10 protein-coding genes and 2 pseudogenes are annotated in these 14,067 nt (G+C 35.9%); 1 reads left to right on the forward strand and 11 read right to left on the reverse strand.

Going from position 1 to position 14,067, the window contains the following annotated elements; genetic code table 11:
• Positions 1-6: 6 nt before the first annotated feature.
• From H344_RS0110805 to H344_RS0110825, 5 genes are all read right to left on the reverse strand, one after another.
• Positions 7-798, reverse strand: coding sequence for a fimbrial biogenesis chaperone (locus tag H344_RS0110805; protein ID WP_240484972.1), 792 nt, complete (start codon positions 796-798; stop codon positions 7-9).
• Positions 799-884: 86 nt separating this feature from the next.
• On the reverse strand, positions 885-1,457 hold the full coding sequence (locus tag H344_RS0110810) for a hypothetical protein (RefSeq protein WP_026810340.1): 573 nt from the start codon (positions 1,455-1,457) through the stop codon (positions 885-887).
• Positions 1,458-1,796: 339 nt separating this feature from the next.
• Complete coding sequence (locus tag H344_RS0110815) at positions 1,797-2,354, reverse strand: hypothetical protein (protein ID WP_034256446.1); 558 nt, start codon at positions 2,352-2,354, stop codon at positions 1,797-1,799.
• Between the two features lie 340 nt (positions 2,355-2,694).
• Positions 2,695-3,228 carry a hypothetical protein gene (locus H344_RS0110820; protein ID WP_026810342.1) on the reverse strand — a complete coding sequence of 178 codons (534 nt, stop codon included), beginning with the start codon at positions 3,226-3,228 and terminating at the stop codon, positions 2,695-2,697.
• A gap of 354 nt (positions 3,229-3,582) precedes the next feature.
• On the reverse strand, positions 3,583-4,590 hold the full coding sequence (locus tag H344_RS0110825; RefSeq protein WP_026810343.1) for a lipoate--protein ligase: 1,008 nt from the start codon (positions 4,588-4,590) through the stop codon (positions 3,583-3,585).
• Positions 4,591-4,993: 403 nt separating this feature from the next.
• Between H344_RS0110825 and H344_RS0110830 the strand changes: the two genes are divergently transcribed.
• Positions 4,994-5,923: a DUF5996 family protein gene (locus H344_RS0110830; protein ID WP_026810344.1), complete on the forward strand. Its 930-nt coding sequence runs from the start codon at positions 4,994-4,996 to the stop codon at positions 5,921-5,923.
• Positions 5,924-6,069: 146 nt separating this feature from the next.
• Here the strand turns inward: H344_RS0110830 and H344_RS0110835 are convergent, their stop codons facing one another.
• The 6 genes and pseudogenes from H344_RS0110835 to H344_RS21860 form a co-directional block, all read right to left on the reverse strand.
• The gene (locus tag H344_RS0110835) at positions 6,070-7,014 is read right to left on the reverse strand and encodes a DUF4886 domain-containing protein (protein WP_205667159.1); all 945 of its coding nucleotides are present in this window, start codon (positions 7,012-7,014) and stop codon (positions 6,070-6,072) included.
• A gap of 170 nt (positions 7,015-7,184) precedes the next feature.
• The gene (locus tag H344_RS0110840; RefSeq protein ID WP_026810346.1) at positions 7,185-8,885 is read right to left on the reverse strand and encodes a BACON domain-containing protein; all 1,701 of its coding nucleotides are present in this window, start codon (positions 8,883-8,885) and stop codon (positions 7,185-7,187) included.
• A 75-nt stretch (positions 8,886-8,960) separates the two neighbouring features.
• A complete protein-coding gene (locus H344_RS20060; RefSeq protein ID WP_051254262.1) occupies positions 8,961-10,049 on the reverse strand; it encodes an SGNH/GDSL hydrolase family protein in 1,089 nt (362 codons plus the stop codon).
• An 86-nt stretch (positions 10,050-10,135) separates the two neighbouring features.
• Positions 10,136-10,801 (reverse strand): annotated as a pseudogene (locus tag H344_RS20065) (sugar phosphate isomerase/epimerase family protein); the annotation flags it as partial.
• A 278-nt stretch (positions 10,802-11,079) separates the two neighbouring features.
• Positions 11,080-13,701 (reverse strand): TM0106 family RecB-like putative nuclease, encoded by a 2,622-nt coding sequence (locus H344_RS0110855; protein WP_026810347.1) that lies wholly within the window; start codon positions 13,699-13,701, stop codon positions 11,080-11,082.
• A 93-nt stretch (positions 13,702-13,794) separates the two neighbouring features.
• A pseudogene (locus H344_RS21860) lies at positions 13,795-14,067 on the reverse strand (IS1182 family transposase); the annotation flags it as partial.

A 14,067-nucleotide genomic window follows, 5' to 3' on the forward strand; every position in this document is an offset into this window, starting at 1 on the left:
TTTAAACTAGAAACTGAAGTGTTTTTCTCCCACGCGAAGATCATTAGAGCCTGCCATTTTAATGATAGCAACTCCTAGGAATTCTCCAGAAATTCCTTCTGGAAGGTTAAACTGAACTACTTGATGAGTGTCTGGCATCATGGAAATAGATGTGGGATCTAATTTAATTTCTTCCCCCGTTTCGGTATTGGTAAGTTCAAATTCTACTGTAGCATCATTTACTACATTCCCGTCATTAGTAATGCTTATGGCTGCTTTTTTACTAGCTGCATCCGTAATCTCTTCTATATTGGTAATTTCTAAACTCTTATTATTATTGGCTAGAGGCGTGTAATACACATGCAGTCCAAACTCAAACAACGTAATAATCCCTAATCCAGTACTGCTAGAAGTGGTTTTATCTTCTTGCGTAGGCAGCTGCGTAAAAAACAACATGCTATTAGTAAGTTCAGATGTAGAGGCGTTTTCTGGAATCTGCATAGTAACTAGCACTTCTTTAGTAGCCCCTGCAGCAACACTAACCGTGTTTTGTAGGGTAGAAAGCCAAGAAGCGTTAGAATTATCTAAAGCACCAGATTCAAAATAAATTTTATTGCCATCTAGTTCTCTCTTCCAATCCTTGTAATTAATAGAAAGGACATAATCCTTGTTAGAACTATTGTGCAAAATCACTTTCTCCGTAACAGTTTCTCCAGGAGCACCGGTAAAAAATAAACGGGTAGGCGACATGGATACACCCTGTGCAGCAACTGATGTCATTGCTATAATGGAAATAAAAAAGAGAAAGAAAGTACGCATAATTTATCTAACGGTTTAAATTAAAAAGATTCCCAAAATTACGGTAAAAACGCAACTATGGGAATCTTAAAGAGTTTAAATCTATATTAGTTTGCGGTAGCAGTATAAATTACGTTTTGAGTATAAGTACCTGCAGGTTTTCCTAAGATGTCAGATGAAGAGGCTTTAGCAGCAGGAATTTCATAGTCTAACTCCAATACAACTTCACTCCCTATATCCGCACCTTGAATTAATTTCTGATCAATAGTGGACAAATTCACATCTCCTGTAGCTCCAGTCATAGTTGTTGTTCCACCTTTTACTGGTTTTATTGTTAACACATTAACAGGAATAGTAGAGGTAGAGGGCCCTTCAAAATTCGCTCCACCAGCCTTAACAGCTATATTGAAAGTTTTTGTTGAAGTAACAATCAATGCATTTGGCTGATTTTTTGTTTGAACACTGTGGTAATCTTCAGCAGAATTATACTCAAAATTAATTTCACCTCCGTTAGCTGCACTTGAAGGCAAAATTGAAATTACATCTGCAAGTTTTATATTAACAGTTGTAGTTGCTGGGTTAGCATCTCCAGTTATTTGAGTTGCTTGAGCCTGTACATTATTCATTCCTAATAAAATTGCTCCAAGAGCCAAAGTTGCACTGATAATTTGTTTTTTCATAATTGAGTTATTTACTTTAATTTTTGTTTTCGTTTATTATTCAACACTGCAAAGGTATGTAGGAGATGTAGTTTTCTTTGTAGTAGATATTGGATTCGCACGTAGTAAATAAACTACAAGAGTTACTACGTTATACCTATAAGATTAGGTGAGAAAAAAGAAAAGGGTCTAATCTATAGCTAATTAGACTGATAGTATTACAGGTAGATTGGGTAATATTACTACAGAACTATAAACAGTAACGTAATAATACCGAAAGCACTACAACTTATATTAATAAAGCAATCGCTTAAAAAGTCAATGCACTAGATTGAAGAGAATAGGTAAGAAATAATATTATTAAAGTGCGGTGGCTGTATAGGTCACCTTTTGGGTGTATTTGCCCGCTGGTTTGCCCAGAATATCTGCGGAGGCCGATCTTGCTTTGGGAATAGTATAATCTAAATGAAGCTTTAATTTGCTCCCACTACCTTCACCGTTAATTAAAACCTGATCTTTAGTAGACAGGGTAATAGGTGCAGTGGTTCCAGTAATTTCAGAACTCTCATTACATTTAACCGTCAGCACATCTACAGGGATAACATGAAAACCATTCTCAAAGCTTTCTCCATTAGCTCTCACCTTTAAACTAAAAGGCCTTGAAAAAGTAATAATAAGACTATTAGGAATGCTGGCTGTTTTTTCAGAATTGTAATCGTTCACATTTTCATAATTAAAATCTACCGTACCACCCTTTGCAGCACTTTCTGGGTCAATAGAAACTACATCGGCCAATACAAGGTTTATAGTAGTTGTAGCCTCCTGCGCACACGCCTTTTCCATTCCAGCTATAAGCATAACAAAAGCAAATACCATAACGCAAATTCCCTCCTTCTTAATCAACCGGTAGATGTCCATTTCAGCGCGATTTAAAATGATTATATAAATATAACCATAAATTGCAATTGTAGGAAATTACCTCGAATATTATTTCATTAATTTTTATGTAGTAAACTACCTCGAGGCAAGCCCGCCTGGAAGATTCTGGCAAGACAGTCTCGGAGCATTTAATTCTCGATTATCGAGTAAATTTAAATAAATCCTTCACTGCATCTCCTATATTTAAAGAAGCATTTATTAGATAACGTCCCATAAACAGAAGCCAACTTCAATTACAAAAGTCGCTATAAAAAAGATTCCCTTAGTGACGCTAATAGTCACTAAGGGAATCCCAAATCGCACTAGTTATATCTTAAGCTTAGTGAGCTGCAGCGGTATAAGTTACTGTTTGCGTATAAACCCCTGTTGGCTTCCCTAAAATAGATTTAGAAGCATCTTTTCCACTAATCTCATAATCTAAGTCGAGCGTAAGCTTACTTCCATAAGGAGCTTTTTTAACCAATTTTTTATCAGACTTTCCTATTTTAATGCGTTCCTTTTTCCCCTCCATGGTGCCCCCTTTCGCGGTTATGGTTAATACATCAACAGGAATTTTATAGTCGCCATTTACAAAGTCCTTTCCATTCGATTTTACATAAATATCGAACTCTTTTGCTGAAGTTACTATTAAGCTGTTGGCAATTGCAATAGTTTGTGTAGTCTGGTAATCCTCTGCTGTATTGTAGTAAAAATTTACCTCTCCACCTTTAGCTACACTTCCAGGATCGATAGAAATAACATCTGCCAAGTTAATATTTACTGTAGTGGTGGCCGTTTCTTGTGCCTGTGCATAGTTAATTCCTAATACCATTACTCCAAGGGATAATACCGCTAAAACAAACTGATTTTTCATAAAATTTACTCTAATAAGCTTACAATTAATAATCACTTTCAAAATGTGTCAATCGCAAATATATATGGAGTTTCCAATTATGCTTGTAGTAGAGAATTGGGTTTTCTTGTAATAAAATAACTACAACATGAGTATAACTAGGTAAGGCAAGAGTAGGGGTTATGTAACCTAGGAATAAAGTACACCTCAATAAATATTCTTAAATAGTAAACTGCACCCACTTAGCAAGTGAAAAACTAATGGGCCTATACCATCAACATGTAGCCCTTAAATGTGTCTACCATTAATATGTACAACAGAGGACTGTTAGATCGTTAGAACAATTCAACTATTGCAGTAAGCCTTGGCTGCTTTTTAATCCACTACATCTGCACCATACACCAATTCTATAAAATCGTTTTTTGGGAGGTCTCCAAAGTATTCTTGGATGTCCACATCCTTCAACAGTGCAGTAATATCCTCCTTTTCGTACCTAGTACCAATAAAGAGTTGCTCTAAACTTTCTAGTGGCTCTTTTCCAAAGAAATCCCCAAAGATCTTAAAGTCCTGGATATGACCTTTTTCCACAAAAATCCGCATATCTACCTCCCCTACCGGGAAACGTTTGGAGCGTTGGATATTAAATTTAGGAGACTTTCCATAGTTCCAGTCCCAAGTGTCGTATTTATCCGCTTTTAATTTATGTACCCCTTCCCATTCCGCCGCTGTAAGTCGGTAGCTCTCAAAGGGTTCGCTCTCCTCATAAAGTCCTTCTAACAGCAACTCACGGAATTCAGCAATTTTTATAGCTTCTTGTAAAAACTCCGAGATATTCGCTACTCTACTTCGCACCGATTTATGACCTTTAGACACAATCTTATCCATCTTAACATTAAGGGCATTTACCACTTCCCCCAAATCGGTATCAAAAAGCAAGGTACCGTGACTCACCATTCTTTTCCCTGTAGAAAATTGGGCGGTACCAGAAATTTTCTTGTTATCTACCTCAATATCATTACGCCCCTTTAATTCGGCATTTAACCCTAACGCTTGCAACACTTTTATTACCGGAGCCGTGAATTTTTTAAAATTACTAAGGCTTTTGCCATCGTGGTTGGTGATAAAACTAAAATTAAGGTTCCCATAATCGTGATACACCGCGCCACCACCAGAAATTCTTCGTACCACATGTATATTTTTTTCTTCTACATATTGGTGATTTATCTCCTCCAAAGTGTTCTGGTTTCTCCCTATAATAATGGAAGGTTCATTGATATAAAACAACAGATAATCATTCGCAGGATCAAAATTCCTTAGAACATATTCTTCTAAAGCAAGGTTTAATCGCGGATTGGTATTCCCTTCGTTTTCTATAAAAATCATTTTGTTATGGTATAAAATGGATTAGCGCTAATTACAAAGGTAATAGAACTTGAGCAGCCAAAGGTTTATACCTTAATTTTTATGGTTTGGATTGATTATTAAAAGAAATTTTAAACTAGATGATTGTTGTTAAGCAACAGATTAAAACAATAACCCGACTCTTACAAAATCACACAGATACTCCCCTCCTAATCTATCTAGACCTGCACCCCAAATCTCATGAAAAATAATGTGAGTTTAATTCAACCTTCTTAAGATTTAAATACCTCCTATAACATAAATGCTTTATAGAAAAAGTATAAAAAAGCAGAAAATTGATTAACTTTTAAGATTATACAACTGATATATACTTTTAAGTTACTCCTAAAAGTATTCTACAGTTTTAACACAAAATGCTCGTATTATGGAAAATCAATTAAAATTACCTCAAATTCCCTATGGTGAGAATATAAATAAGAAGATGACGCTGCACTTATTTTTGCAGATATTGGGGAAAGTCCGACTTAAAATGACTCCTAGAAAAAATCATTGGTGGTACATAACAGAATATATAGGCACTAGCGGATTTACAACGGGAGAGATACCTTATAACTCTGGTGCAGATCAGTTTAAAATCAACATAAATGTGTTAACTCACCAATTGGAAATTAACACAAGTCAAGGGGAATATGAGCGTTTCCCGCTAAATGAACGACTTACTGTAGCCGATTTTTATCGCACGCTGATGGAGATACTCCAAGAATTGAAGATTTCGGTTTCCATAGTAGACGTTCCTTATGACCTAGGAATTGATAAACCCTTTGGAGAAATTACAGATTACCATCACTATGATAAAAATTACGTAACGGATTTATGGCGGGCCTTACTCTGGATTAATAATATTTTTAAAGAGTTTAGCGGTCGCTTTTACGGCAAAACTTGCCCTGTACAGCTATACTGGCACTCTATGGATTTGGTGATCACTAGGTTCTCTGGAAACGAAGCGCCCCCTATGCCAGCAGAAGCTAGACTCTCGGATAAAGATGCCTATTCCCACGAATGTATAAGTTTTGGCTTTTGGCCGGGCGATGAAAATGTTCCCGAACCTGCCTTCTATTCTTATACCTACCCCTCACCCGAAGGTTTAAACAAAGAAGCCATAAAACCTGCTTCAGCCGAGTGGGCGGATAGTAACGGGAGTCCAATGGCGCTTTTAAAATACAACGATTTACTGCTTTCTGACAACCCTAGACAAGATTTACTCGATTTTTTAGAATCTACCTATCAGGCAGGAGCTAAAAAAGCAAATTGGGATATTGAAAAATTTAGGGTTCCAGATTTGGATGAGATTTAATGAGAACCCATAGTGGTTCTTTTTTTAAAATATATCCAAAGGGATTTCGCTTAGTATAGGCCTTTCATTAAAGCCTATAAGGAACCTAGTTGAAATGCTTAGGTGAATTCTGAGGTTCGAACTCTAATACCTCTCCATGCCAACCTCTAATTGGAAAGTGGTGTTACCTCATCAGGATTAAGAACTGCAGCGTGAGCGGCACGCTGAGCAATATCTGCTTCTACAGTAGAGAGTCCATCAGGAATAAAAGAATTCCCCACAACATTGATATCGGTTAATGCCTCAAACCATGTGCATGCGGCAGTATATCTTCCTATTCCAAAATCTAGGTGATAACCATCTCGGGTAAAATGATCACCAATGATAGTATTTCGTCCATTTTGAATAGCGGTTCCTGCGGGAATCAACACATCAAAACTAAAATTGACCTTTGCTTTTCTCAAGGTATTAACAATGGCAGAATACATTGTTTCCTGATCGCTTCCGTAATTGGGAAAATGTTTATGGTTAGAACTTTTAGCATAGGCCCAGGTTTGATGCAAGATATACTCAACATTAGGATTCGTGCTGCGTTCCTTTACATATTCCATCAATGCTGGTAAGGGAGTGAGAAAAGTTTTATAATTCCCAGAATTCCCACTGACTTGCTGAAAGCTAATATAATCCCAATCTTCATCCAACACTGCGGTTTCAATAGAAGTTTCGGGCGTATTGGTCTTGCTACCGTCTATTTCTATTTTCCTATACTCATAAGCTGCCAGGTTATTTTGGGCATGATTCCAGTGCTGCTCTAGCGAGGCACCACCGCGATACAAGTTACCAATTACCATCGGGATATTTTCGGCTGCGGCGAGTTCGTACAAATAGTTCTCAATAGCATCCATAGAAAAACTGTTCCCTATAGCCAGAACTTTTATAATACCATCCTTATCATCTTTCTTACGGATCGTTGCTAAATCTACTCCCTCTTCTACTGTTCCCTGTTTAGCCTGATCTAGTTTTAAACTGCCACAAAAGGAGAAGGTCACAGACAGCAAGACCACCATTAAACTCCGTAATACTCCTTTACTAAAAATTAATATTCTTTTCATTATACTTTTATTTATTCCATATGGCTCCCTGCCATCTAAATTAAAAAATAGCACCTATAAGGAATTACACGACTTCAGTTTGTATATCCATCATAACGACTATTTTCTCACTCACTAAATACAAAAGTTCAACTAGATTTATAATTTTAATTAAGCCATAAGATAATCACCTAATTGAACTTGACTACAGCTCCCATCGTCTTAAGACCTGAACGGCTATTATTTAGTAAATCCGAGGAAATAACATCTGCTTCCACCTTAGGTTCTTGTTGATTTCCAATTCTAACAAGTTCTTCCAATTCTGTACCGTATAGTAAAGCAGGGTTATCTTCACCTACAGGGAGAATTACATAATCCCCATGGTCTTGGAGCATGGAAGTATGATTAAAGGTGATTCCATCAATTTCTACTCCATTGTGGTCTATCACCTTAGAAGCTGAAATTGAGGAAATTATCTGTGGAGATTGAGCATCTGCCTCAAAGACATCAATATCTTCTCCATCTACTAACTGCTTGTTTCCTGAAACAATAGAATTGTATAAGGAAAGTTCATTCTCCCCACTTCGTCTAAAGATACCACCTCCAGGACCTGTTGGAACCGCATTATCTATGATCGTAGTATTGATAAGAGTAAGCTTATTGTTGTTATACATCATTATACCACCTCCTCCATTTTTGGAAGTGCTACTATTGCCGGTTATCATACAATTAGTTAAAATAGCAATTGAATTTTGCCTGATGTAAAATCCAGCCCCATAAGATCTTCCTTTGTTATCGGCTACTATAGAATTGTTCATATAAATTTCAGCATCAGGATATCCGTGCACTCCTGCAGCGGTTCCACCAGAGTTGGCCAAAATCTTGGTATTAGAAATAAAAGCTTTGGCTTCCCTAATCCATATCCCGCCCACATTACTTGAAGAGCTATTGTTACTAACCTCACTTCCATCAATTGTTACCACGGCATCTGCAAACGCATAGAGCCCGGCAGCAAACTTCTCCGATTTATTATCAATAATATGAGTATCACGGATATCTACCACGGCATTACCGATGGTTATACCGCCTCCGTAATCCCTTCTGAATCCTAGGCCATTAATATCTGCGGAGGCAGACAAATCACCAGCATGACCACTAGTAATGGTAAGCCCTACCAATTTTACCTTAGCTCCTTCTTCCTTAACTGCAGATACCGTCACTACATGATAAGAGCTGTTATTTCCGTTAAGAATTGTCTTGTATTGCTCAGGATTTGGCTTAGTATCTTTAGTAGCATTTATAGGATATCCACCTACTAAGGAGATATTCCTGGAGATTTCAAATGTTAGGTCCCGAACATTTTCAGAATCTCCCCCCGTAATGGTCTCACTAGGATTATAGGTACCTTCCGCTATATGTATGGTATTTCCACTAACCGCTAAATTCAAAGCAGTTGCCAAATCAGTTGCCTCGTTCCAAGAAAAACCATCCCCGGTACCGTTGGGGCGCACATAAATGTTATCAGTATTACCTGCCTCTTGCGTAACTAGAATTTCATAAGAAACTCCTTCACCCAAAGTAATGGTGATAGTCCCCACTCTTTCATCATCCTCGTTTCTGATCACCGAAAATGGGAGATCTATTCTTCCATTGGTCCCACTAGTCATCTCCAAGGTTATCCATTCTACATTAGCTTGGGCCTCCCAAGTTGTATTAGACAACAAATCAATGTTGTACTGATTATCCCCATTAGAGACCTCATAAGAATCTCTTGATACTACTAATTTAGGATCTATGCTATCTTTATTTTTATCGCATCCGACAAAATGAAACATTACAAAAACTCCTATAAGCAGTTTTGCAATCGCTTTAAAATGAATCTTTTTATTCATTATTACATTGTTTTAAGTTGGCTTTATTAAAATAATTATTTTAGCTTCCATTAAGCAATTCTTCACATCTAACGGTTATAATCTTCCGTTTAAAATATTCTTTATTACCGGAAATAATTTATCGGCAATCCGTTTATGGCCCAAGTCGGTAAAATGGGTACCATCTATGGTGGCTTCATGATCCGTACCTATTAAAGCCATATTATCCAAGTAATAGATATGCTCCATTCCTCGCTCCTTCAATTGGCTATACGCCTCTCTAAAGGCGTAATTCTGGTCAATGACCTTAGCTCCTATTTTCTCATTCCAATGTCCATGCTCCCTAAAAACACTTTCCACCATGAGAATAGGTACGGAGGGATTCTCTTTTCGCAAGGTTTCAATAAAGGGCAATGTCCTAGTTCTTATCTCTTCTATGGATGGGTTAGGCACGCAATCCAAAATAAAGAGATCTGGATGGGAATTCTTCAAAACGTTTGCCACTTCACGTTCCATTTTACCAGCGCCACTGAATCCTAAGTTACTAAAATTCATATTTAACCTGCGACCAAGGATAGAGGTAAATATCATTCCCGGTCTAGAGGCCGATGCGCCTTGGGTTATACTAGATCCATATACCACTATTTGCTTAGAAGGTAAATAGAAATCCTCTAATGGCTGGATGTCACTGCCGCTATCCACGCCAATTTCCACCTCAGCAACGCCACTGTACAAGGGGAAGTACAATCTAAAACGTTGCATTTTCCCATCGAGGTTTTCAATGATAGTAGTTGAATTGGAAATTCCTGTTGGTTTTGCTGCAGCTACAAATTGCCATTCTTCCCCATTCCATCCATAGAGGTCGAAACCGGCAACCGCTAAAGGAGTCATATTCCAAAGAAGATTATACTCCCTGAGTGTCCACCTCAATTTAATGGATGAAGAGTTGGTTTTAAAAGGAACATTAAAGCCTGCTGTGTTTGTGGACAAGGCTTTCACCCTTTTAGGGAAATTGGCTGATAAATCCTTCCGGACCCTATAATAGTGCTCCGTATCGGCTATCTTAGTGCTCCCCAAAAGGGGAAACTTCAAAGCATCCACGAATTTAACAGCATTAGCATTCTGCGCTTGGGCAATATTCCCTAAACAACTAAAAAGAAGTGCTGAAAAAAAGATTCTTAACATGATAAGTCTAACTCTTATAGCTAAATTTAAAATTCCCTCTTATTTATATTCAAAATAATGAAGTTCTATGCTTATTCTACCATCCATTAATTGGACGAAATCAGATAATTGTTATACAGCATTTTATAACACACCATGAGATCTTTTTCATCATCGTATGCAGACTCATACATAAAAGGACCTCTATACCCTGCCTTATCTAAGGCAGCTAAAATTAACGTCCAATCATTTTGTCCCTTTCCCGAACATGGAAAATAATGATTTTCATGTTTACCTGTACCATCTGCAATATGAACCGATTTCATTCTACTTCCCATTGCCAATATCAATTCTTCCGGGTTCTTAATATGATTCATATCAACAGCAGAACCGATAGAATTCGGAAGCCTATTCATAATTTCTATGGTTTCTTGAACCGTACGAAGTAAAGGTCGCTCACGATTTTCATCCTTTAATAGTTCCGGCCCTAACATATTCTCTATTACCATGGTAGCATTAATACTCTTAACCACCTCATTTAATTCCTTTGCTGATTTTATAAGCTGCGCCTTTCGCAGGTCCCTTTCATTTAACCCTAAATAATAACTTGGGTGAAATAGAATTATTTTGGGTTCTAAAATCTCCAACAACTCAACCAACCTACCTTGCTTAGCTACCACATCCCTACGATTGGTTTCGTTAACCAAGGATAAATCCAAATTAGCACCAAAGGGCATATGAATAGACCAAATTTTAATACCTGCTTCATCCGCATTTTTTTTGGCCCTAACCTTCCATAAACACTACCTAAAACTTTACACACCGTAGATTTTTTGCTGCCCTGATAAACGTACTACTTGCGCACCGATTGGTCGAGCTAAAGGGTAGGCAGCAAAAAAAAGTGAAGTCCCGAAGCTGCTTTATTTTTTCCTGCAAATAACCTTCTAACGGTCTCGGCTATGCGTAGTGCGGGGTTTCAAGGCACTTCACTTTCCGTTTAGCACTTAGTTTGTTTAATGTAATTACTTTCAAATCAGCACTTTCGCCCGCATTACGTATATTTATTGTTATCTCTTGTACTTTCTTGTTCATTTATCAGGAATTCAAGAAAGCTTTCACCTCTATAATGACAGGTCTGGGATACACTTAAAAGAGTTAAATAATCTGACAATCCTTTCTCATTATAAATCCCATCTACTTTTTTCCGATACTTAGCGAATGCCTTAATTGCAAATTCAGCATTATTGTTATTCCATGGTATATTGTCAAAGTTTAAAAATAAAAATATTCTGTCTTTATTTTTAACTAAACGCTTTACTAATTTTCTTGCAACATCTGTATTAAAGCAACTTTTATCAACTTCTTGATAAAATCTCTCAACATCCAAATTGTGCTTTTTCAAATTTCTATATCGTAATCCATATTTATCAATTGTGCTTATTATTTTTCTCATTAAATTACCAAACAACACTGCTAGTGATTGCAATTCAATATTCTGTTGATTTTTAAAATATAAGTCATTTATATCTCGAATGAGATGTATCAAACATTTTTGCTGTTTGCATTTTAAAGAATCATAACCAGCATAAAAATCCGAAATTAAAACACCTTTAAAATCCCTTATCAATTCTGTTAGAAAATTACTTTCTCTATTCTTGCGGTAAATGTAATATACATTTGTAAAATTGGTTAAAACCCAGACATAACCTTTTGTTCCTTGTGTTTTAACACTTGTTTCATCAATGTGCAAAACCTCCCCATTAATTATGCTTTCCAAAATATTTGAATAGTAATCAGAGTAAAGTTTAGCAAACTTTGGTTTTATAGATGAAACATAAGTTCGCGTTACTTCAATTTTAAAAGTTTCCATTAGCATTTTAGCTAAATCTCCATAACTGATCCCATATGCCATGTAGTTATAAATTATCCAAATTTGGACATTCATTCCAAAGGTTGGTTGTTTATAGTACTTTGGGTCAGTAAATACATTTCCACATTTAGAACATCTAAAACGATATCCTTTGAAATTTGTAACCCACCTCTTGATTCCATTCTGGGTAAATTTTAAATCAATTAACGTGCGATTATATTTTTGATGAATATATAATCTTTCGTTATTACATTTAGTACAATGCTCAGGTCTTTCGGAAACTTTTGTAGTATTTGCCCTAATGTTAAATTGTGACCTTTTTATTTGTCTAGGTTTGCTCCGAACTGGTTTCTTTCGAAAAAATATTTTTGAATGCTGATAATTGAAATATGCTTTGTCATTAATTGAATTAAACGAATCGATTATAAACCTTGTTTTTCCAAATTTTAAAGTGCTTTTATTAGCAATATCTTTCACTTCAAGAATAGTACTATCTTGTTCTAATGAAATCTTTTTGAGCCAAATGGAAACAAGAAAAAGAGCTTCACAATCAGACTGATTATATTCAATTAAAGTGTGTTTTGATTTACTATTTTTATCATTTTCCCACTTTTTCCGATAAGCAATACTTTTCAATCCTGTCATAAAGTCCTTGCGCCAAAAAAAACCAATATTATTTGATATTTCCTTTAAGCCATTTGAATAGGTTGGAGGGAAAACATCTGAATAGAAATAGCTTAGAATATTTACAGATTTCTTGGTTATATAATTTACATCGGCATCATATTTATAAATATGTTTTTTATTGAATCTTATAAGTTCTTTAATCTCGAAATTACCATAATGGTATAAATTTAGATTTGGAAAGCTTCTAATTATTTTAAAGAAATTTTCAAACACGTCTATTTCTTCATTATAAGAATTTGCCCAAAACGAATATCTATGTTTTATTTTTTCATTGTCCGTGATTATTAAGCCTATCAGATATACAAAGTGTTCGTTTGGTAAACTCTCAAAGTCATAATAGATTCCACTACTCACAGTACCTATTTCAGGAATAGTCAATACAAACGTTTTATTTTCCCGAATAGCAAGTGCTTTTAACTCAAATTTGTAACGTCCATTGCTCTTGGGTAAAATCCTACTTTTTCTAGGCTTATACTTATACGATAACTGTATAACAGAAAAATACCCTTTCTCATTCCATTTTAATACTTCTTCTTCTGTCATTGAAGAAAGAAGGCGGAGGTCATTTTTCTCAATTAATTCTTTTCTACAATTAGATTGAAACTCACATACAAAACAGTGCTTTTTCTTTACTATAGGTTGCCTATTTTTAATTGCATCAATAATTTCAGATGATGCAACTGCATCTGTTATCTTAAAATATCTTGTTTTTAGATTTACTCCAGTAACTTTATAACTATCAATTGAAATATTTAGATAGCGAGCAAGCAATAAAACCTTGAAGGAAAAACAATGTCTTTTCTCCTTTGAAATAGTAGAATCATAAGATATAAAAACAGGAATAAGTTTTTGTTGGGAATGCTCAAATAAGGGTGTCTTAATTTCCATTCCATCTATTTCAATAGTAGAAGGAATAGTAATTGTCTCTTTATTTTTGTTTTGTATTGCGTCCGAATTCTTTAAACGCCATTTCTTGGCATATTTTTGCTTTAGTTTATTTTTAAGCCTACTTATTTCAGATTTATAGTCAAAAATTACTGGCAATTCGTTTACCTGAAGATAGTAAGCTTTTAAAGGGCAACTAAAAAATCCATCTATGACTTCTTCTTTTATCATTCATGTGGTTGCGTCTGTTTTTTGTATAAGAGATAACGGCAGTTTGTCTCAAAACTCCGTGATTTCTGTTTTAAAAATACACGATTTTTTTCATTAGGTGAAAATAAAGTTGAGGGAGCGATTTCTTGTAGAGTGATCGCCTTGTGGCCCAAAGAGGATTAAAATGACGATTAGGGGCGAAGTTATTAATAGGAAATAGTTGTTTTGCACGGCCAAAAGAGTTTTTGGGACTATTCCTAGGTTGTAAAGTCTTCTTAGATTGTAGGCCAGGGCCATAAGCCCGAAATCTGCACTTGCTGCACCAATCCCTTTCTTGGTCATGATATGGTCAAAGCCCCACTGTCGTTTTATGGTTCCATAAGGGTG

Origin of the sequence: Arenibacter latericius DSM 15913 (assembly GCF_000424985.1) — a bacterium.
Classification (GTDB): domain Bacteria; phylum Bacteroidota; class Bacteroidia; order Flavobacteriales; family Flavobacteriaceae; genus Arenibacter; species Arenibacter latericius.

Bases quoted from the DNA above. Each gene is read 5' to 3' on its own strand.
- H344_RS20060 (WP_051254262.1), bottom strand. From the start codon at position 10,049: ATGTTAAGAATCTTTTTTTCAGCACTTCTTTTTAGTTGTTTAGGGAAT.
- H344_RS0110810 (WP_026810340.1), bottom strand. From the start codon at position 1,457: ATGAAAAAACAAATTATCAGTGCAACTTTGGCTCTTGGAGCAATTTTA.
- H344_RS0110820 (WP_026810342.1), bottom strand. From the start codon at position 3,228: ATGAAAAATCAGTTTGTTTTAGCGGTATTATCCCTTGGAGTAATGGTA.
- H344_RS0110830 (WP_026810344.1), top strand. From the start codon at position 4,994: ATGGAAAATCAATTAAAATTACCTCAAATTCCCTATGGTGAGAATATA.
- H344_RS0110840 (WP_026810346.1), bottom strand. From the start codon at position 8,885: ATGAATAAAAAGATTCATTTTAAAGCGATTGCAAAACTGCTTATAGGA.
- H344_RS0110825 (WP_026810343.1), bottom strand. From the start codon at position 4,590: ATGATTTTTATAGAAAACGAAGGGAATACCAATCCGCGATTAAACCTT.
- H344_RS0110815 (WP_034256446.1), bottom strand. From the start codon at position 2,354: ATGGACATCTACCGGTTGATTAAGAAGGAGGGAATTTGCGTTATGGTA.
- H344_RS0110855 (WP_026810347.1), bottom strand. From the start codon at position 13,701: ATGATAAAAGAAGAAGTCATAGATGGATTTTTTAGTTGCCCTTTAAAA.
- H344_RS0110835 (WP_205667159.1), bottom strand. From the start codon at position 7,014: ATGAAAAGAATATTAATTTTTAGTAAAGGAGTATTACGGAGTTTAATG.
- H344_RS0110805 (WP_240484972.1), bottom strand. From the start codon at position 798: ATGCGTACTTTCTTTCTCTTTTTTATTTCCATTATAGCAATGACATCA.